The 18,276-nt window shown below is 66.6% G+C and carries 18 protein-coding genes; 14 read left to right on the top strand and 4 right to left on the bottom strand.

The genetic code is table 11. From position 1 onward, the window contains the following. Nucleotides 1–6: 6 nt before the first annotated feature. Complete coding sequence (truD, locus tag V3596_RS14735; protein ID WP_334278533.1) at nt 7–1,044, bottom strand: tRNA pseudouridine(13) synthase TruD; 1,038 nt, start codon at nt 1,042–1,044, stop codon at nt 7–9. Nucleotides 1,045–1,257: 213 nt separating this feature from the next. Between truD and V3596_RS14730 the strand changes: the two genes are divergently transcribed. The 10 genes from V3596_RS14730 (at nt 1,258) to V3596_RS14685 (ending at nt 10,440) form a co-directional block, all read left to right on the top strand. Then, nucleotides 1,258–1,863, top strand: coding sequence for a TetR/AcrR family transcriptional regulator (locus V3596_RS14730; RefSeq protein WP_334278532.1), 606 nt, complete (start codon nt 1,258–1,260; stop codon nt 1,861–1,863). Between the two features lie 113 nt (nt 1,864–1,976). After that, nucleotides 1,977–2,978 carry an NADP-dependent oxidoreductase gene (locus V3596_RS14725; RefSeq protein WP_334278531.1) on the top strand — a complete coding sequence of 334 codons (1,002 nt, stop codon included), beginning with the start codon at nt 1,977–1,979 and terminating at the stop codon, nt 2,976–2,978. Nucleotides 2,979–3,076: 98 nt separating this feature from the next. After that, nucleotides 3,077–3,781, top strand: a complete 705-nt coding sequence (locus V3596_RS14720; protein ID WP_334278530.1) for an SDR family oxidoreductase — start codon at nt 3,077–3,079, stop codon at nt 3,779–3,781. Between the two features lie 41 nt (nt 3,782–3,822). Then, nucleotides 3,823–4,899: an alkene reductase gene (locus V3596_RS14715; protein ID WP_334278529.1), complete on the top strand. Its 1,077-nt coding sequence runs from the start codon at nt 3,823–3,825 to the stop codon at nt 4,897–4,899. Nucleotides 4,900–4,913: 14 nt separating this feature from the next. After that, nucleotides 4,914–5,882 (top strand): alpha/beta fold hydrolase, encoded by a 969-nt coding sequence (locus tag V3596_RS14710; RefSeq protein ID WP_334278528.1) that lies wholly within the window; start codon nt 4,914–4,916, stop codon nt 5,880–5,882. 40 nt (nt 5,883–5,922) lie between these two features. Then, entirely contained in the window at nt 5,923–6,768 is an 846-nt protein-coding gene (locus V3596_RS14705; RefSeq protein ID WP_334278527.1) for an alpha/beta fold hydrolase, read from the top strand. A gap of 43 nt (nt 6,769–6,811) precedes the next feature. Continuing rightward, complete coding sequence (locus tag V3596_RS14700) at nt 6,812–7,210, top strand: helicase (protein WP_334278526.1); 399 nt, start codon at nt 6,812–6,814, stop codon at nt 7,208–7,210. 24 nt (nt 7,211–7,234) lie between these two features. Beyond that, a complete protein-coding gene (locus V3596_RS14695; protein ID WP_334278525.1) occupies nt 7,235–8,503 on the top strand; it encodes an NADH:flavin oxidoreductase/NADH oxidase family protein in 1,269 nt (422 codons plus the stop codon). Between the two features lie 271 nt (nt 8,504–8,774). After that, the gene (locus V3596_RS14690) at nt 8,775–9,818 is read left to right on the top strand and encodes an alpha/beta hydrolase family protein (protein ID WP_334278524.1); all 1,044 of its coding nucleotides are present in this window, start codon (nt 8,775–8,777) and stop codon (nt 9,816–9,818) included. Continuing rightward, nucleotides 9,805–10,440: a peptidoglycan recognition protein family protein gene (locus V3596_RS14685; RefSeq protein ID WP_334278523.1), complete on the top strand. Its 636-nt coding sequence runs from the start codon at nt 9,805–9,807 to the stop codon at nt 10,438–10,440. The genes V3596_RS14690 and V3596_RS14685 overlap by 14 nt, the downstream gene beginning before the upstream one ends. Before the next feature lie 18 nt (nt 10,441–10,458). On the opposite strand, the gene V3596_RS14680 is transcribed toward V3596_RS14685, so the two are convergent. Genes V3596_RS14680 through uraH form a run of 3 tightly spaced genes read right to left on the bottom strand, consistent with a single transcriptional unit; the run spans nt 10,459 to nt 13,579 of the window. After that, nucleotides 10,459–12,363 carry a beta-N-acetylhexosaminidase gene (locus V3596_RS14680; protein ID WP_334278522.1) on the bottom strand — a complete coding sequence of 635 codons (1,905 nt, stop codon included), beginning with the start codon at nt 12,361–12,363 and terminating at the stop codon, nt 10,459–10,461. Between the two features lie 52 nt (nt 12,364–12,415). Next, nucleotides 12,416–13,219, bottom strand: coding sequence for a xanthine dehydrogenase accessory protein XdhC (xdhC, locus tag V3596_RS14675; protein ID WP_334278521.1), 804 nt, complete (start codon nt 13,217–13,219; stop codon nt 12,416–12,418). A 15-nt stretch (nt 13,220–13,234) separates the two neighbouring features. Then, nucleotides 13,235–13,579 carry a hydroxyisourate hydrolase gene (uraH, locus tag V3596_RS14670; RefSeq protein WP_334278520.1) on the bottom strand — a complete coding sequence of 115 codons (345 nt, stop codon included), beginning with the start codon at nt 13,577–13,579 and terminating at the stop codon, nt 13,235–13,237. Nucleotides 13,580–13,631: 52 nt separating this feature from the next. Between uraH and V3596_RS14665 the strand changes: the two genes are divergently transcribed. From V3596_RS14665 to V3596_RS14650, 4 genes are read left to right on the top strand one after another with little or no spacing between them, the layout of a single operon-like run. Next, complete coding sequence (locus tag V3596_RS14665) at nt 13,632–14,303, top strand: GntR family transcriptional regulator (RefSeq protein ID WP_334278519.1); 672 nt, start codon at nt 13,632–13,634, stop codon at nt 14,301–14,303. After that, a complete protein-coding gene (gene puuE, locus V3596_RS14660) occupies nt 14,300–15,247 on the top strand; it encodes an allantoinase PuuE (protein ID WP_334278518.1) in 948 nt (315 codons plus the stop codon). The genes V3596_RS14665 and puuE overlap by 4 nt, the downstream gene beginning before the upstream one ends. Nucleotides 15,248–15,250: 3 nt before the next feature. Then, nucleotides 15,251–17,020 (top strand): 2-oxo-4-hydroxy-4-carboxy-5-ureidoimidazoline decarboxylase, encoded by a 1,770-nt coding sequence (uraD, locus tag V3596_RS14655; RefSeq protein WP_334278517.1) that lies wholly within the window; start codon nt 15,251–15,253, stop codon nt 17,018–17,020. Continuing rightward, nucleotides 17,017–18,246: a M20 family metallopeptidase gene (locus tag V3596_RS14650; RefSeq protein WP_334278516.1), complete on the top strand. Its 1,230-nt coding sequence runs from the start codon at nt 17,017–17,019 to the stop codon at nt 18,244–18,246. Before uraD ends, V3596_RS14650 begins: the two co-directional genes overlap by 4 nt. Nucleotides 18,247–18,276: the final 30 nt, after the last annotated feature.

Here is an 18,276-nt window from a genome sequence, read left to right as displayed (position 1 = left end):
GTACCGTCATTCGGCAGCCGCAGGCTCGCTTTCCGTGTGCCGGTCGGGCTCCGTGGTGCGGAGAATCTCGCCAAGAATGGACGTGGCATAGGTCCCGGCCGGCAGGGAAAAGTTCAGCACCAGCTGGTTGGCTTGCGGCCATTCCCACGACATGTCCACCGGGCTTGCCACCAGCGAACGACGCTCCTGGTCCAGGCCGGCATGCTCCATGCCATCGCACAACACGGCATGACGTTCAGCCACGCTGTTCTCCAGGGCCTGTGCTTGCTCGGTGGTGATGACGCGGCCCCGGCCCCAAAGCGGCCCGGTGGGCCGACCCGCCTCATCCATCACGTCACCGGGCAAGCTCTTGCCCCAGAGCCCCTGCTCGATTCGCAGCGCCAGCACTTCATTGAAGACAAAGGAGCGCACTGCCGACAGGTAGATGCCCTTCTTCTTCGGGTTGCGCACGCGGATCTCGCGCGCCAGCATGGCCCGTCCCTGCTCGACATTGCCACCATCAAAGCCAAATCGCTGGGCGCCGAAGTAGTTGGGCGCGCCCTGCGCCGCAACAGCCTGGAGATTGGCCTCGACGGCGGCCATGACTGCATTGGCACCGGCACCGGCGTCGCCGCTCAGGTCACGCAGCACGATGCGGAATCGATTGCCCTGCAGGTCACCGGGGCGCAGCTTCTTCACGTGCCGGCTCTGGCTCACCACCTTGAACTCCGGATGCTGAAGCTGGGTCAGGTCGAGCGCCTCGCCCTTCGGCCGATAGATGCTGAACCACTGACGGGTGATGGCGTAGCGGTCCTTGAGGCCGGCATAGCCCACGTCCCATTCCTGCACGCCGGCGGCCAGCGCCAGTTGCTGGGCGACGAAGGCGGTATTGGCGCCGTTCTTTTCGATCTCCAGCCAGATGTGTTCGCCCTCACCGCAGGGCTGCTGCAGCGGCAGTTCCGTCACGATGAAATCTTCGTTCAGCAACTTCAGCGTGGCGCTGGCGCCGCTGGCCGGATAGGCGTGGGGCCATTGCGGCAGGCTGGTGTGGTGGGCGTCGGTCATTGGGGGGCTGGCGATTGCAGCAGTAGTTTGCGGACAGGCTGTATAGCCACACTGGGCAAGCCCAGGCCGCGATTCTCTCCCCAGGCTGATGCCCGCCAGGTGTCAACAACAGCACCGCCACTGGAGCAGCACTGGATCGAAGGTCCGCGAAGCCCGAAGCCGCGTCATCGCGGTCTTGCCGTACAGCCCTTGCATCATCAGCTCGCGTGTCGTATGATGCGTATCATGCGTAAACCAACCATCAGCGCCCGAGCCGCAGCCAAGGAAGCGTCCCACGAGCGCATCGTGCAGGCTGCCGCACGCGCCATCCGGCGCAGCGGCTACGACGGCACCGGTGTGGCCGACATCATGAAGGAGGCGGGCCTGACGCATGGCGCCTTCTACGCCCACTTCGACTCCCGCGAGGCCATGCTCGCCGAGGCGGCGGACCGCGCAGGCGCGGAGTCCAACGATTTCGGTGCCCGTGTGGTTGCCGCCGCGCCCGCCGAGCAGGCGCTCCAGGCCCTGATGCAGGCCTACCTCTCCAAGGAACACCTCGCCGGTATCGAGACGGGTTGCCCGGTGGCGGCCCTCGGGTCCGAGATGCCGCGCCAAGCGCCTGAAGTGCGTCGTGCGGCCACCCGCCGCATCAAGGAAATGATCGATCTGGTCGCACGCCAGGCGCCGGATTGGGGACAGCCAGGCGCCCACGACCGCGCCTTGGTGACCGTGGCCACCATGGTGGGTACCCTGATGCTGGCCCGCGCGGTCGACGATGCTGCGTTGTCGGACTCGCTGTGCACGGCGGCCTTGAAGCGCCTGGATTCGTCTGGGGCGTGAGCGCATTGCCCCCTTTTTTTGCATTTATATATGATGATCATCATGCAAACATCCCTTTCAAGCGCCGCTGCTGGCTGGGGTTCTGAATCTGGCGGCAACAAGGAAATGCAGCAATGAAAGCCTTCATCGTTGATCGCTACAGCAAGAACCAGCCTCTGCGGGCTGGCGATGTGCCCGAGCCGGAACTGCGCCCCGACGAGGTCTTGATCCAGGTCCACGCGGCCGCCGTCAACCTGATCGACGTGAAGGTTCGCAACGGCGAGTTCAAGCTCATCCTGCCGTACCGCACCCCCTTCATCCTCGGGCACGACGTGGCCGGCGTGGTGGCTCGTGTCGGCCCCCGTGTCAGCCAGTTCAAGGTAGGCGACGCGGTCTATGCCCGGCCCCGCGACCTGCGCATCGGGACCTTCGCGGAATTCGTGGCGGCCAGTGAAGACACCGTGGCACTCAAGCCCCGGAACATCAGCATGGAGGAAGCCGCCTCCATCCCCTTGGTCGGCTTAACGGCATGGCAGGCCCTGGTCGAGAGGGCCCAACTCCGCAAGGGTCAGAAGGTCTTCATCCAGGCGGGCTCCGGCGGCGTCGGAACATTTGCGATCCAGCTGGCCAAGCACCTGGGCGCCACGGTGGCCACCACCACAAGCACGGGGAACGTCGCGCTGGTCAAGGGCCTGGGCGCCGATGTCGTCGTCGACTACAAGAAGGAAGCGTTCGAAGCGCAGCTGCGCGACTACGACGTGGTGCTGAACAGCCAGGACGAAAAGACATTGAAGAAGTCGCTGGGCGTGCTCAAGCCTGGCGGCCACCTCATCTCAATCTCCGGGCCGCCCGACCCGCAATTCGCCGAAGACAGCAAGGCCCCGTGGTTCGTCGCGCAGGTCATGCGCGCCCTCAGCTTCAGCGTTCGCCGCCTGGCCCAGCGCCTCAAGGTCCACTACAGCTTCCTGTTCATGAAGGGCAGCGGCAGCCAGCTGAAGCAGATCGCGCAGCTGATCGAGTCCGGCGCCATCCGCCCGGTGGTCGACAAGGTCTTCCCCTTCGAAGCCACCAACGAAGCCCTGGCCTATGTCGAAAGCGGCCGCGCCAAGGGCAAGGTCGTCATCAAGATTCGCTGAGTCCTTGATCCCTTGATCCCTTGGGGCTGACCGCCCTGGCACGCCCGTAAATATGACGATCGTCATACGAATACTCAACCCACTCTCTGGAGCCTCCCATGAACATTGAAAACGCCGTCGTCCTCGTCACCGGTGCCAATCGCGGCATCGGCCTCGCCTTTGCCCGCGAACTGCTGGCACGCGGCGCCCGCAAGGTCTACGCCGCCGCGCGCGACCCCGCCACCGTGAGCTTGCCGGGCGTCCAGGCCCTGAGGCTCGATGTCACCAAGCCCGAAGAAATCGCGGCTGCGGCACGGGAGGCGGCCGACGTGACCCTGGTCATCAACAACGCCGGGATTGCCCAGCCCGGCGGCTTTCTCGCCGAGGACAGCGAAGCGGTGGCCCGCCGCATCTTCGAAACCAACTTCTTCGGCGTGCTGAACATGAGCAAGGCCTTCGCGCCTGTGCTCAAGGCCAACGGCGGCGGCGCGCTGCTCAATGTGCTGTCCGTGGCCTCCTGGGTGAACGGCGGCGAGCTGGCCGCGTACTCGGCCAGCAAGTCGGCTGCCTGGGCCCTGACCAATGCCTTGCGCCACGAGCTGGCAGGCCAAAAGACCCAGGTGCTGGGCCTGCACATGGCCTATGTCGACACCGATCTCACGCGCGGCTTCGAGGTCGCGAAAAGCAGCGCCGAAGAAATCGTTCAGCGTGCCCTGGACGGCTTGGCGGCAGGCGCCGACGAGGTGCTGGCCGACGCACTCACCCAGCAGGTCAGGCAAGGCCTGACCGCGCCGCGCCCGGTCTACCTGCCCCAGGCTCAGTGATACGAAGTCGTTCAACCCAGCCATCCACAAAAAGGCCCGACATGCTCTTCACCGCACTCTCCGCGCCCTCCCTGCCCTTGCGCAACCGCATCGTGATGGCCCCCATGACGCGAAGCCGCGCCGTCGAGCGCAACATGCCGAACGCCCTGATGGCCGAGTACTACGGCCAACGGGCCACGGCCGGCCTGATCGTCACCGAGGGCACCTCGCCGTCGCCCGACGGCCTGGGCTATGCCCGGATTCCCGGCCTGTTCAACGCGGCTCATGTGCAGGCCTGGAAAATCGTGACGGACGCCGTGCATGCCAAGGGCGGCAAGATCTTCGTGCAACTGATGCACACCGGGCGCGTGGCCCACGTGGCCAACCTGCCCGCAGGTGCCGAGGTGGTCGGGCCGACCGGCGACGTATGCCCTGGCGAGATGCACACCGATACGCTGGGCATGCAGCCGCACAGTGCGCCCCGTGCCATGACGACGGACGACATCGACCACGCGGTGGCGGCGTACGCCCGGTCGGCACAATTGGCCATCGAGGCCGGGTTCGACGGTGTCGAACTGCACGCGGCCAACGGCTACCTGATCGAGCAGTTCCTGAATGCCAACGTGAACCGACGCAGCGATGCGTATGGAGTGGGGATCCAGGGCCGCAACCGCTTCGCGCTGGAAGTTGTGCGTGCCACCGTGGCCGCCATTGGGGCAGACCGCGTGGGCATTCGCCTGTCGCCCTACGGTGTGTTCAACGGCACCGGCGCCTACCCCGATGTCGAGGCGCAATACGAGGCCCTCACCGAAGCCTTGGCACAGGTCGGCATCCTGTACGTCCACCTGCTGGACCACTCCGCCATGGGTGCCCCTCCGGTGCCCGCCGAACTGAAGCTGCGCCTGCGCAGCACGTTCAAGGGGGTGTTCATCCTGGCCGGCGGCTTCGACCGGGCCGGTGCCGAGCGAGCGCTCGAGGCCGGCCACGCCGACCTGATCGCCTTTGCCCGCCACTTCATCGCCAACCCCGATCTGGTGGCGCGGATGCAGGCCGAGGCAGCACTCAACCCCTTGGACATGGCGACGTTCTACACGCCAGGCCCCAAGGGCTACACCGACTACCCCACGCTCGAAGCCTGAGCCCGGAGACCCTCATGAAACGCCTGTTCAGCACAATCGCCCTGGGCCTCGCCCTGTCCACGACCCTGCACCCTCTCATGGCGGGCGCAGCGGAACCCGCCGCAGCGGATGCGGCCGCAAGCCAGCCGTCGACGGATCAAAAGTCCGAGCTGTCGTGGAAGACCGTGCCGACCCAGACCGTCACTGCCGGTGGCGTGGACTACACCTACCGCGAGATGGGCCAGCAGCACGGCGGCACACCGGTGGTGTTCCTGGTGCATCTGGCCGCCGTGCTGGACAACTGGGATCCGCGCGTCATGGACGGCATCGCTGCCAAGCACCATGTCATCGCCTTCAACAACCGCGGCATCGGCGCCAGCAGCGGCAAGCCAGCGGATTCGATCGAGCAGATGGCCGAAGACGCCCTGCGCTTCATCAAGGCCAAAGGCTTGCAGCAGGTGGACCTGCTGGGCTTCTCGATGGGCGGCATGATCGCCCAGGAGATCGTGCTCAAGGAGCCGCAACTCGTGCGCAAGATGGTGCTGGCCGGCACCGGCCCGGCCGGCGGCGAGGGCATCAGCTCGGTGGCGGGCGTGACCTTCTACGACATGCTGCGCGGCTTCTTCACGGGCCAGGACCCCAAGCAGTTCCTGTTCTTCACGCGCACGCCCGGCGGCATCGAGGCCGGCAAGGCCTTCCTGGCGCGCTTGCAGGAGCGCGGCGAGAACCGTGACAAGGAAATCACCAACAGCGCCTTCTTCGCGCAACTGGGGGCGCTGCGCGCCTGGGGAAAGAAAGCCCCGGCCGATCTGTCGGTGGTCAAGCAGCCGGTGCTGGTGGTCAATGGCGACAACGACCGCATGGTGCCCACGGTCAACTCACACGACCTGGCGCGGCGGCTGCCGAACAGCCAGCTGATCATCTACCCGGATGCCGGTCATGGCGGCGCCTTCCAGTTCCATGCCGACTTCGTGCGCAGCACGCTGGAATTCCTGGCCCGCTGAAACCGTGCCGCAGCCCGCCAGCCATCACCCGGACGCCGCCATGAGCCACACCCATCTCACCGCCCCCACCCGCTTTGTCGAGGTGGAGGGCGAGCGCCTCGCCTACCGCCGCTGGGGCAATGCCGCCACGGACCAGCCGCCGCTGTTTTTCCTCCAGCACTACCGCGGCGGCATGGATCACTGGGACCCACTGATGACCGACGGCCTGGCCGCCGGACGCGAGGTGATCCTGTTCAACGGTCGCGGCGTTGCTTCGTCCAGCGGGACGCCGCGCAAGCGCATCGAGCACATGGCCGATGACGCGGCGGCGGCGATACGTGCCCTGGGGCTGCACCGCGTGGACCTGCTGGGCTTTTCGCTCGGCGGCTTCCAGGCCTTGGACCTGACCTGGCGCCACCCGGACCTGGTGCGCAAGCTGATGCTGCTGGGCACCGGGCCGCGCGGTGGCGACCCGGCACTGGAGCAGCGCGTGCTGAGTACCGCCGTCAATCCGGTGCCCACCGTCGACGACTTTGCCTACCTGTTCTTTGGCCGCTCAGCGCAGGCTCAGCAGGCCGCGCGAGACTTCTGGGCGCGGCGCCACCAGCGGGTGGACCAGGACCCACCGTCTTCAGCCGAGGTGGCCAGCGCCCAGATCGAAGCCAATCTGCACTACCTGCCCCGGCTCCAGGAGGACGATCCCTTTGCCTACCTGCGCGGCATCCGGCAACCCACCTTCATCCTCAACGGCGTGAACGACGTGATGGTGGCCACCGTCAACTCCTTCTACATGGCGCGCAACCTGCCCAACGCGCAGCTGTTCGTCTACCCCGACGCCGGCCACGCCGCGCAGTTCCAGTGCCCGCAGCGCTTCCTGCAGCACGCCCTGCAGTTCCTGGCCGAGTGAGGGCCAGCGTCGCCGTCTCCACCCTCTTTGACGATTGCCCGCCATGCTCAAGTTCAAGTTCCTGCTGTGGCTCTTCGCCCAGCTGCTGCAACGCAAGATTCGCAGCGACGCTGACTGCGCGCGCTATGTCGGCGCCAAGAAGCTGACTTTCCAGATCCGCACGGCCTCGGGTGCGGGTCGCACCTACCTGATCGAGCGCGGCACCGTGCGCTCCACTGCTGGCCTGAGCGAGAAACCCAACTTCACGCTGAGCTTTTCAAGCGCGGCCAAGGGCTTCGAGATCCTCTCGGCCAAGGACGCTCAGCGGGCCTTCCTGCGCGGTGTGGGCAGCCAGGATCTGGCGATCAGCGGCGACTTCCGCGAGGTGCTGTGGTTCCAGGGCCTGACCGCCTTCCTGCAGCCGCCCCGGGTGATCGCGCCCTGGGACCGCAGCCCCTTCTGACCTCCTCCACGAAGAGAACACGCCGTGCCAAAGACCTCCCATCCCGCCCGCCGGCTGCTGGCACAGCCCCTGACCCTGCCCAACGGCACGGTACTGCGCAACCGGCTGGCCAAGGCCGCCATGAGCGAGACGCTCGCCACCTACGACAACCGGCCGACGCCCGCCCTTGTCGCCCTCTACCAGCGCTGGGCCGCCTCGGGCCTGGGCCTGATCCTGACCGGCAATGTGATGGTCGACCGGCGCGCCCTGGGCGAGCCCGGCAATGTCGCCATCGAAGACGAGTCGGACCTCGGCATGCTGACGCAATGGGCCCAGGCCGCCACCAGCCGCGGCGCCGCGATCTGGGCCCAGCTCAACCATCCGGGCAAGCAATCCACCAAGGGGCTCAACGCCTACAACATCGCGCCCTCCGCCGTGCCATTCCGGGAAGACATGGCCGCCTTCTTCGAGACGCCGCGCGAGGCGACGCAGGAAGAGATCGCCGACGTGATCCGCCGCTTCGGCCGCGGCGCGGCGGTGTGCAAGCGCGCCGGCTTCAGCGGCGTGCAGATCCACGGCGCCCATGGCTACCTGGTCAACCAGTTCCTCTCGCCCCGGCACAACCAGCGCGAAGACGCATGGGGCGGCACGCCCGAGAAGCGCCGCCGCTTCGTGATGGCGGTCTATGCCGAGGTGCGCCGCCAGGTCGGCCCTGGGTTTCCGGTCGGCATCAAGCTCAACTCGGCCGACTTCCAGCGCGGCGGCTTCACCGAGGAGGAGTCGCTGGACACCATCCGCGCCCTCGCCGAGGCGGGCATCGACCTGATCGAGATCTCGGGCGGCACCTACGAAGCGCCCGCGATGAACGGCGCCCACCACGAACCCCAGACTGCGTCGACCGCATCGCGCGAGGCCTATTTCCTGAGCTTTGCAGAGAAGGTGCGTGCCGCAGTGGCTGTGCCGCTGATGGTGACCGGCGGCTTCCGCACTGCCGCCGGCATGGAGGCCGCCCTGGCCTCAGGCGCGCTGGACGTCGTCGGTCTGGCACGCTTGCTTGCAATCGACCCCGACGCGCCGGCCGCCTTGCTGCAGGGGCGTGACAGCCAGCAGCAGGTGCATGCCATCCGGACCGGGCTGAAGGCGATCGATCGCCTGGGCATCATGGAGGTGCTCTGGTACGAGCGCCAGCTCAAGCGAATCGCCAAGGGCGCCGAGCCCCGCCCCGGCGAGAGCGGCCTGGCGGCCTTTCTCAAGTCGGCCTTGGGCAGCGGCTGGGGCACCTGGCGCACGCGGCGCCTGCGGGCGAGCGCCTGATCGACGGTGAACCACAAGGACGCGAGAAGCTGCCCGAGGTGATCGACCGGCGCAAGCTGTCCGAGCCGGGCGCGCCGATTGGCAAGGAACGTTGGGCCGGTGCCAGCGAATCGGGAGATCCACCGCCCCACCGCGTCGATCACAGCCGGCAGCGAGCATCGCCAATGCGACGCCAACTTGCCCACAGCGCACAAGCCCGCCTACCGGACTGTCCGTTGCCGCAGACGCTGTCATAGACTGGCGGCCGCCCTTGATGGATGGAGCCCGCCCCATGTCAGCAAACCTCACCAGGAAGACCGTCCTGGCCCTCGCGCTCAGCGTTGTCGGCCTCGCCGCACAGGCCCAGCAAGCAACCGAAGCCGACCGCCTGAAAGCGCTCGAATCCCAGGTCGAAGCGCTGAAATGGGACCTCGACGAGGCCCGCAAGATCGCCGAAGACACGCAGCTGTTCCTGCGGCTGCAGGACGTGGCCGTGGCCGACAAGGTGATCCTCGCCGGCAAGCCCAATCCGAAGGCCAAGGAACGCTATGGCATCAAGAACGAGCGCCACCCGATCCGCATCTACTGCTACACCTTCCTGCCCAAGAACGCTCCCAAGGGCAAGGCCCTCCCGGCCATCGTCCTCACCCACGGCGGCGTGCATGGTGATTTCGGCACCTACTACCTGCACCTGGTGCGCGAGATGCTGGAGCGTGGCTATGCGGTGGTCGCGCCCGAGTACCGTGGCTCCACCGGCTATGGCAAGGGCATGTACGAGAGCATCGACTACGGCGGCCTGGAGAACGACGACGTGGTCAGCTGCCGCGACTGGGCGGTGGATGAATTGCCGATCGACGGCAAGCGCGTGGCCGCCGTCGGCTGGAGCCATGGCGGCATGATTTCCCTGATGGCCGGCTTCGACCATCCGGACAAGTTCGCTGCCATCTATGCCGGCGTTCCGGTGTCCGACCTGATCACGCGGCTGGGCTACCACGAGCAGAGCTACACGGCCGAGTTCGCCGCGAAGTACCACATCGGCAAGGCACCGGTGGACGCAGTGGACGAGTACCGCCGCCGCAGCCCGATCTGGAATGTCAGCAAGCTCAAGATCCCGCTGATGGTGACCAGCACCACCAACGACCGCGACGTGAACGTGGTCGAGGTGGAGCAGCTGATCATTCACCTGAAGGCTGCCGGCAAGACCTTCGAGAGCCATATCGAGAAGGACGCCCCAGGCGGCCACAGCTGGGACCGCATCGACACCAGCTTCGCCCGCAAGGCGCGGCTGCGCATGTATGACTTCCTCGACAAGAGCCTCGGCAATGCAAAGCGCTGAACGCCGCCATCTGCTGCTGGCCGGAGCCTTGAGCCTGCTCGGCGTTGGCGCGCTCACGGCCTGCGCCAGCAAGCCCTACGTCGTGCCGGCACCGGCCATCATTCCGGGTGAGGCCTGGGGCAGCGTGCCCATGCCCAATACAGGCTCGGCGCAGACCATCACCCACATCACCTTGCACCACCAGGGCGAAACCTGGAACCCGGCGCGCGACCCGGCCGAGTACCTGCCCAAGTTGCAGAGCTGGTCACGCACCACCCGTCGCTGGGCCGATATTCCCTACCACTATGTGATCTCGCCGGATGGCCGCATCTACGCGGCGCGGCCCGAAAGCATCGCCGGTGAAACCAACACGGAATATGACCCGCGCGGCCATCTTCTGATCATGGTGCTGGGCAATTTCGAAGAGGTGGAGCCGACGCCGCAGGCGCTTGCAGCCGTGGCTGAATTGATGGCATGGTCGGCGCAGCGGCTGAAGCTGGGCGTCGATTCAATCGCCACGCACAAGGACCACAGCAAGCAGACGGTCTGCCCAGGCAAGCACCTGTACCGCCATGTGCAAAGCGGCTGGCTGAAGAACGCGGTTGCGGCACGGATGGCCGGCCAGCCTTTGCCGCCGACCTGATCTGCCGCTACCGCGGCCTCACCTGGCGGCCAGACGCCGGCGCAGCTCGGCCACCGGCATCACCATCAAGCGCCCCAGCGGCTTGCCATCGCGGTAGCTGATCACCTTGAGCTGCTGTGCGTCCTTGGGCACGGCCAGCGGTGCGGTGTAGGCCGGGTAGAACTGGTCCGGCAGGGAGCCATCGAAGCTGTAGTGCAGGCTCAGCCCCGCGACCTCGCTGCTCAGCTCCACCATCAAGGGGCCCGGCGGCTTCTCGCTCGCCTTGAAGGCGGGGTCGTAGAGGCTGGGCGCGTACTTCACGCCGGCCGCCGTCAGGCGCTCGAAATGGGCCTCGACACGCGGCACGAAGCCCTCCCAGCGCTTGTGCTCCTTGGGGCTCCACAGGGTCTCGGCCACGGCCAGGGCGCGGGGCCAGGTCATGTACTGGAGCTGGCGCTGGTTGTAGATCTGCTCGGTCCAGAGATTGGCCTGACCACCGAGCACACGGCGGGCATCGACGCCCTCAGGCAGCGGCTCGAACTGATAGGTCTTGGACAGCCGCACCGTGCCGTAGACCGGTGCCTCCAGCACCGCATCGCCCTGCATCAGGTCGAGGTAGACGAAGTCATTGGGCGACATCACGACCTGGTGGCCGAGGCGCGCCGCCTCGATGCCACCCTTCAGGCCGCGCCAGCTCATCACGGCGGCTTCGGGCACCAGGCCGCCTTCGAGGATCTCGTCCCAGCCCATCATCTTCTTGCCCTCGGCCGCGATGATCTTCTGCAGGCGTGTCACGAAATAGGCTTGCACCGCATTGAAGTTCGGCAGCTTCTCGCGCTCCATCAAGCCCTTGATCGCCTCGCTCTTGGCCCAGAAGTTGCGCGCCGTCTCGTCGCCGCCCATGTGCACATACTCGAACGGGAACAGCTGAGCCAGCTCCGAAAACACCTGGCGCGCAAACTCGTAGACCTTCTCGTTGGCGGGGCACAGTGTGTTGTCGACCAGGCTGGACAAATGTCCTCCGACCGGCCAGACCAGCAGCGGCTCGCCTGCATTGACGGCAAAGCTGCCCGGCTCGCAGGCCAGCTCCGGATAGGCGGCCAGCGCCGCCAGGCTGTGGCCCGGCATGTCGACCTCGGGCATCACGTCGATGTGGCGGGCCTTGGCATAGGCCACGATCTCGCGCGCCTGCTCCTGCGTGTAGAAGCCGCCGTAGTCCCTGGCCTCGTCGGCGGCCGGCGGCGCGAAGCTGCCGAACCGGCCCACCTTGCCCACCCGCCAGGCCCCGACCTCGGTGAGGCGCGGCCGGCTCTTGATCTCGATGCGCCAGCCCTGGTCGTCGGTCAGGTGCCAGTGCAAGAGATTGAACTTGTACTTGGCCATCTGGTCGATGAAGTCCTTGACCTCGGCAACGCTGAAGAAATGCCGCGAGACATCGAGCATCAGGCCGCGCCAGCCAAAGCGCGGATGATCGCGAATCACAACAGCCGGCATTGCCCACTTCAGCTGACGCGCCACCGCATCACCCTCGACCTCCTTGGGCAGCAGCTGAAGCAAGGTCTGCACGCCATGAAAGGCGCCGGCCGGCGTGGCCGCGCCGAGCGCGACCGACTGCCGGCTCACGGTCAGCAGATAGCCATCGGCCGGCAGGCCCGCGTCCGCGCGCAGACCGATCACGATGCGATTCAGCGCCGCCCGATTCGACGAGGCCTTGAGCACGGGAATCTTGAAGCCTGTGACGCGGCGCAGGCGCAGGGCCAGGTCTTGCCCAATCGCATCCAGCTCTTCGGACTGGACAGCGATGCTGGTGCCGGCATTGATCCTGAACTCGCCGGCCTGGCGAGCGAGCGAGACCGGCGCGGGAATGAGGGCGGGCACCGGCAGGTCGGCGGCCATCACCGCGGCGGCGGCCCACATTGACAGAAAGGCGATCAACTTCTTCATCACACAACATCCCAGCGTGCAGACTCAGTGGCGATGATTCTCGCCTGGGGCTTCAGTGCTGCTGAAGCAGCTGGGCGGCTACCGCCACCGCGATCACTTCGGGCTGCTTGCCGGCAATGCCGGGCACGCCGATGGGGCTGGTGATGTGCGCCAACTCTTCGGCCGTGAAGCCGCGCGCCTCGAGCCGATGCCGGAAGCTCGCCCACTTGCTCTTGCTGCCGATCAGGCCGATGAAGGGCAAGTCGGCACGCTCGCGCTGGCGCTGCAGGCAGGCGGCCACGATGTCCAGGTCTTCGGCATGGCTGAAGCTCATGATCAGCACGCGGCTGCCGGGTGCCAGGTCTGGCACCGCACGTTGCACCGGGTCGGAATGCTCGGCGCGCACGCCTTCGGGCAAGGCCTCGGGAAAGATCTCGTCGCGGCTGTCTATCCAGTGCAGATCGATGGGCAGGCGTGCCAGCACCAGGGCGATGGCACGGCCCACATGGCCGCCGCCGAACAAGGCCACGCTCATCAGCGGTGTCGGCGCCAGCCTTTCTCGCAGGCCGGCAATGTCAGCCGCGCCAAGCAATTCGAAGCGCAGATGCACCACGCCGCCGCAGCATTGGCCGAGACTCGGCCCGAGCGCAAACCTGCGCAGCGGCTCGGCCACCGCACCCGACGCCAGCGCTGCGCGGGCCTGGGCAATGGCATCGAACTCCAGTTGCCCGCCGCCAATCGTGCCGAGCAGGCTGGCAGCGCCCACCGCCATCCAGGCGCCCTGCTCGCGCGGGCCGCTGCCCTGCACGCGGGCCACCGTCACCAGGACGGCCGGCTCACGGGCCAGCAGCAATCCGAGCGTCTGCCAGTTCTGCATGACCGCTGCTTCGCTTCAGCTGCCGCGGTAGGTCGAATACGACCAGGGGCTGGCCAGCAGCGGCACGTGGTAGTGGCCGGCGGCATCGGCGACGCCGAAGTCCAGCGGCACCTCGTCCAGAAAGGCCGGCTCGGGCAGCTTCTCGCCGCGGGCCCGGAAATAGGCAGCGACAGCGAAGACCAGGCGATAGCGGCCTGGCTTCATGGCATCGCCTTCCAGCAGCGGTGCATCGGCGCGGCCATCGCTGTTCAAGCTCAGCGACTTGATCAGCTCGCCGTTCGCATCAAGCAGGCGAACGGCCATGCCTGCGGCCGGGCAGCCATTGGCGGTGTCGAGCACGTGGGTGGTGAGCTTGCCCATCGTTGGGGTCCTTTCCGGATTGGATGCCAAAGTGTATACACTCCAGCACACCATGGCCGACATCGTCTCCAGCACGGACAGAATCGCCGCCTCGATCACGCAGGCCATCGTCGAGCGCCGGCTGATGCCGGGCACCCGGCTCGCTGAGCAGCAGCTGGCCGACATCTACGGCGTCTCGCGCACGCTTGTGCGCCAGGCCTTGAATCAGTTGAGCCGGCATCGCCTGGTCACCCTGACGCCGGCACGCGGCGCCTGTGTGGCCGAACCGAGCGTGGAAGAAGCGCGCCAGGTCTTTGAGCTGCGCAAGATGCTGGAGTCATCGCTGCTGGCCCAGCTCTGCAGCACGATCACGCCAGCACAGATCAGGCAGTTGCGCGAGCACCTGAAGCTGGAGCGCGAAGCCTTGAAGCGCACCGATGTGCCCGGTCGCACGCGGCTCCTGGCGGATTTTCATGTGCTGCTGGCGCGCCTGCACGGCAACGAGGTGCTGGCCGAGACACTGGCTGACCTGCTCTCGCGCTGCTCCCTGATCGCCCTGATGTACCAGAGCAGCCACTCGGCCGCCGAGTCGCAGGCCGAGCACGAGGCCATCGTCAACGCCTTGCAGGCACGAGACAAGCGCGCACTGATGAAGCTGCTCGACAACCACCTCGGCAATGTCGAGGCCAATCTCAAACTGGAGCCGCGCGCGCCCGACCTGGCTGCCGCGCTGAAAGCCGCATGAGCAAGAACTACCCGCGCGACCTGGTCGGCTACGGCCGCAACCCGCCCGATCCGCAATGGCCCGGCGGCGCGCGCGTCGCCCTGCAATTCGTCCTCAACTACGAAGAGGGCGGCGAGAACTCGGTCTTGCATGGCGATGCTGGCAGCGAACAGTTCCTCTCCGAGATGTTCAACCCGGCCAGCTATCCGGCCCGGCATCTGAGCATGGAAGGCATCTACGAGTACGGCTCGCGCGTCGGCGTGTGGCGATTGCTGCGCGAGTTCGAGCGGCGCGGCCTGCCGCTGACCGTGTTCGGCGTCTCGATGGCGCTGGAACGCCACCCCGAGCTGACGCAAGCCTTTGCCGAACTCGGCCATGAGATCGCCTGCCACGGTTGGCGTTGGATCCATTACCAGGGCATGGCCGAAGCCGAGGAGCGCGAGCATCTGCAACGCGGTGTCGAGATCATCCAGAAGCTCACCGGCCACAAGCCCAGCGGCTGGTACACCGGCCGAGACAGCCCCAACACACGCCGCCTGGTGGCCGACTTCGGCGGCTTCGAGTACGACAGCGACTACTACGGCGACGACCTGCCCTTCTGGCTGCAAGTGAGGAAGAGCGACGGCCAGCTCGCGCCACACCTGGTCGTGCCCTACACGCTGGACTGCAACGACATGCGTTTCTGCCTGCCCCAGGGCTTCAGCCACGGCGACGAGTTCTTCGAGTACCTGCGCGACAGCTTCGATGTGCTCTATGAAGAAGGCGGCCACGGTCGCGCTTCGATGATGAGCATCGGCATGCACTGCCGCCTGCTCGGCCGCCCTGGACGGATGAAGGCACTGCAAAGGTTTCTCGACCATGTGCAGAAGCACGACCAGGTCTGGGTCGCGCGCCGCATCGACATCGCCCGTCACTGGCGGGCCAGGCATCCTTTCGACGCCAGCAAGGCCCGTGTTTGGGAATGACTGATGGGAATGACACTTGAACAGTTGAACGCGGCCAGCGCGGACGAGTTCGTCGCGCTGCTAGCAGGCACCTACGAGCATTCGCCGTGGATTGCCAAGCGGGCCGCAGGGGCACGCCCGCTCCTGTCCCTCGCGCATCTGAAAGCTGTCATGGCCGACGTCGTCCGCTCTGCCAGTCTCGATGAGCAACTGGGCCTGATCCGCGCTCACCCTGAGCTCGCCGGCAAGGCCATGGTCAGCAAGACGCTGACCGCGGAGTCAACCAACGAGCAAAGCAAGGCGGGCCTGACCGACTGCACGCCGGAAGAATTCGCGCGGCTGCAGCAGCTCAATGCCGACTACAACGCCCGCTTCGGCTGGCCCTTCATCCTGGCGGTGCGCGGGCCGCGAGGCCTGGGCCTCTCGCGAGCGCAGATCATCGAGACCTTCGCCCGCCGGCTCGAAAATCACCCGGACTTCGAGCGGGCCGAGTGCCTGCGCAATATCCACCGCATTGCCGAGATCCGCCTGAACGACAAGTTCGGCGTCACGCCCACGCTCGGCCAGCAGGTCTGGGACTGGGCCGAAACCTTGGCCGTGCATTCCGACCCCGGATTCAAGGAGCAAGGCCAGCTCACCGTCACCTATCTCACTGAAGCGCATCAGGCTTGCGCCGGCCAACTCCGGCAATGGATGCTGGATTGCGGCTTTGACGAAGTGAGCATCGACGCGGTGGGCAACGTCGTCGGCGTCTATCGAGGGTCGGATCCAGGCGCCAGGCGCCTGCTGACCGGTTCTCACTACGACACGGTCCGCAACGGCGGCAAGTACGACGGCAGGCTCGGCATCCTGGTGCCTTGTGTCTGCGTGCGCGAGCTCAAGCGCCAAGGCCGTCGCCTGCCCTTCGACCTCGAGGTCATTGCCTTTGCCGAAGAGGAAGGCCAGCGCTACAAGGCCACCTTCCTGGGCTCCAGCGGATTGACGGGTCATTTCGACCCGGCCTGGCTGGCGCAGCGCGATGCCGATGGCATCACGATGGCTGAGGCCATGCGGGCGGCCGGCCACGCAGGCACCATGCCGCCGATACAGGAGCTCAGGCGCGATCCGCAGCATTACCGCGGCTTCGTCGAGGTCCACATCGAGCAAGGCCCGGTGCTGGACGAACGCGACCTGCCGCTGGGCGTGGTCACTTCGATCAACGGCAGCGTGCGCTACCTCGGCGAGATCGTCGGGCAGGCCTCGCATGCCGGCACCACGCCCATGGGCAGCCGGCGCGATGCAGCGGCGGCCGTGGCGGAACTGGTGCTGTTCGTCGAAGCGCAGGCGGCCTCGATGCCGGAGGTCGTGGGCACCGTCGGCATCCTGAGCGTGCCCGCGGGCTCGATCAACGTGATTCCGGGTCGCTGCCTATTCAGCCTGGACCTGCGTGCGACGACCAATGCCGCACGCGATGCGCTCGACCTCGCGGTGCGAGAGGAACTGCAAGCGATATGCCAGCGCCGCGGCTTGCACTACAAGCTTGACCAGACCATGGTTGCCGCTGCCGCGCCCAGCGATGCCGCGCTGCAAGCCCGCTGGGAAGCAGCTGTCCGGTCTCTTGGGCTGCCGGTCTTGCGCCTGCCTTCCGGAGCCGGCCATGACGCGATGAAGCTGCACGAGGTGATGCCACAGGCCATGCTCTTCCTGCGCGGTGGCAATGCCGGCATCAGCCACAACCCGCTGGAAACCATCACCGCCGACGACGCCCAACTCTGCGTCGAAGCCTTCCAGCACCTGCTTGATTCCTTCCGATGAATCACTACGAACAACTCGACGCCTGGATCAACGCCCACTTCGACGAGGAAGTGCGCTTCCTGCAGGAGCTGGTGCGCGTGCCCACCGACACGCCGCCTGGCAACAATGCGCCTCATGCCGAGCGCACGGCCGAGTTGCTGGCGGCAATGGGTTTGATTGCGGAGAAGCATGCAGTACCGGCAGATGCCGTGAAGGCGCAGGGGATGGAGTCCATCACCAACCTGATCGTGCGCAAGCCCTTCGGCGCCGGCGGGCCGACCATCGCGCTCAACGCGCATGGCGACGTGGTGCCACCGGGCGAAGGCTGGCGCCATGGCCCGTACAGCGGCGACATCGAGAATGGCCAGCTATACGGCCGCGCCTCGGCGGTCAGCAAGAGTGACTTCGCGACCTATACCTTCGCCGTGCGCGCGCTCGAATCGCTGGGTCTTCCTTTGAAAGGCGGCGTCGAGCTGCACTTCACCTATGACGAGGAGTTCGGCGGCGAGCTGGGCCCCGGCTGGCTCCTGAAGAACGGGCTGACCAAGCCCGATCTGCTGATCGCTGCCGGCTTCAGCTACCAGGTGGTCACGGCACACAACGGCTGTCTGCAGATGGAAGTGACGGTGCACGGCACGATGGCGCACGCAGCAATTCCGGACACTGGCGTCGATGCGCTGCAGGCTGCGGTCGCGATCCTGACTGCGCTCTATGCTCGCAACGCCGAATACAAGAAGCTCTTGTCCAAGGTGCCGGGCATCAAGCACCCCTATCTGAATGTCGGCCGCATCGAGGGCGGCAGCAACACGAATGTGGTGCCCGGCAAGGTCAGCTTGAAGCTGGACCGCCGGATGATTCCGGAAGAAGACCCGGTGCTCGTCGAAGCCGAGGTGCGGCGCACCATCGAGCAGGCTGCCGCTGCCTGCCCTGGCATCCGTGTCGAGATCAAGCGCCTGCTGCTGGCCAGGTCATTGCAGCCTCTGCCTGGCAATGCCGCGCTGGTCCAGGCCCTGCAGAGGCACGGCGAGGTGGTGTTCGGCGAACCTGTTCCCAGCTCCGGCACGCCGCTCTACACCGATGTGCGCCTGTATGGCGAGCACGGCATTCCGGCCGCCATCTACGGTGCCGGGCCGCGCACGGTGCTGGAGTCGAACGCCAAGCGGGCCGATGAGCACCTGGACCTGCAAGACCTGCGTCGCGCCACAAAAGTCGTGGCGCGCACGCTGCTGGAGTTGCTGGGCGCCTGAAACAGGGGGCCGGCACGTGTCACACTTGTC

The sequence above is a fragment of the Roseateles microcysteis genome (assembly GCF_036880965.1).
Taxonomy (GTDB): domain Bacteria; phylum Pseudomonadota; class Gammaproteobacteria; order Burkholderiales; family Burkholderiaceae_C; genus JAUASW01.
The sequence above is the reverse complement of the archived record's forward strand: the minus strand, read 5'-3'. Positions and strand labels throughout refer to the sequence as shown.

Excerpts from the sequence above, each read along its gene's own strand:
- truD (WP_334278533.1), bottom strand. The coding sequence starts at position 1,044 with ATGACCGACGCCCACCACACCAGCCTGCCGCAATGGCCCCACGCCTAT.
- V3596_RS14730 (WP_334278532.1), top strand. The coding sequence starts at position 1,258 with ATGATGCGTATCATGCGTAAACCAACCATCAGCGCCCGAGCCGCAGCC.
- V3596_RS14725 (WP_334278531.1), top strand. The coding sequence starts at position 1,977 with ATGAAAGCCTTCATCGTTGATCGCTACAGCAAGAACCAGCCTCTGCGG.
- V3596_RS14720 (WP_334278530.1), top strand. The coding sequence starts at position 3,077 with ATGAACATTGAAAACGCCGTCGTCCTCGTCACCGGTGCCAATCGCGGC.
- V3596_RS14715 (WP_334278529.1), top strand. The coding sequence starts at position 3,823 with ATGCTCTTCACCGCACTCTCCGCGCCCTCCCTGCCCTTGCGCAACCGC.
- V3596_RS14710 (WP_334278528.1), top strand. The coding sequence starts at position 4,914 with ATGAAACGCCTGTTCAGCACAATCGCCCTGGGCCTCGCCCTGTCCACG.
- V3596_RS14705 (WP_334278527.1), top strand. The coding sequence starts at position 5,923 with ATGAGCCACACCCATCTCACCGCCCCCACCCGCTTTGTCGAGGTGGAG.
- V3596_RS14700 (WP_334278526.1), top strand. The coding sequence starts at position 6,812 with ATGCTCAAGTTCAAGTTCCTGCTGTGGCTCTTCGCCCAGCTGCTGCAA.
- V3596_RS14690 (WP_334278524.1), top strand. The coding sequence starts at position 8,775 with ATGTCAGCAAACCTCACCAGGAAGACCGTCCTGGCCCTCGCGCTCAGC.
- V3596_RS14685 (WP_334278523.1), top strand. The coding sequence starts at position 9,805 with ATGCAAAGCGCTGAACGCCGCCATCTGCTGCTGGCCGGAGCCTTGAGC.
- V3596_RS14680 (WP_334278522.1), bottom strand. The coding sequence starts at position 12,363 with ATGAAGAAGTTGATCGCCTTTCTGTCAATGTGGGCCGCCGCCGCGGTG.
- xdhC (WP_334278521.1), bottom strand. The coding sequence starts at position 13,219 with ATGCAGAACTGGCAGACGCTCGGATTGCTGCTGGCCCGTGAGCCGGCC.
- uraH (WP_334278520.1), bottom strand. The coding sequence starts at position 13,579 with ATGGGCAAGCTCACCACCCACGTGCTCGACACCGCCAATGGCTGCCCG.
- V3596_RS14665 (WP_334278519.1), top strand. The coding sequence starts at position 13,632 with ATGGCCGACATCGTCTCCAGCACGGACAGAATCGCCGCCTCGATCACG.
- puuE (WP_334278518.1), top strand. The coding sequence starts at position 14,300 with ATGAGCAAGAACTACCCGCGCGACCTGGTCGGCTACGGCCGCAACCCG.
- uraD (WP_334278517.1), top strand. The coding sequence starts at position 15,251 with ATGGGAATGACACTTGAACAGTTGAACGCGGCCAGCGCGGACGAGTTC.
- V3596_RS14650 (WP_334278516.1), top strand. The coding sequence starts at position 17,017 with ATGAATCACTACGAACAACTCGACGCCTGGATCAACGCCCACTTCGAC.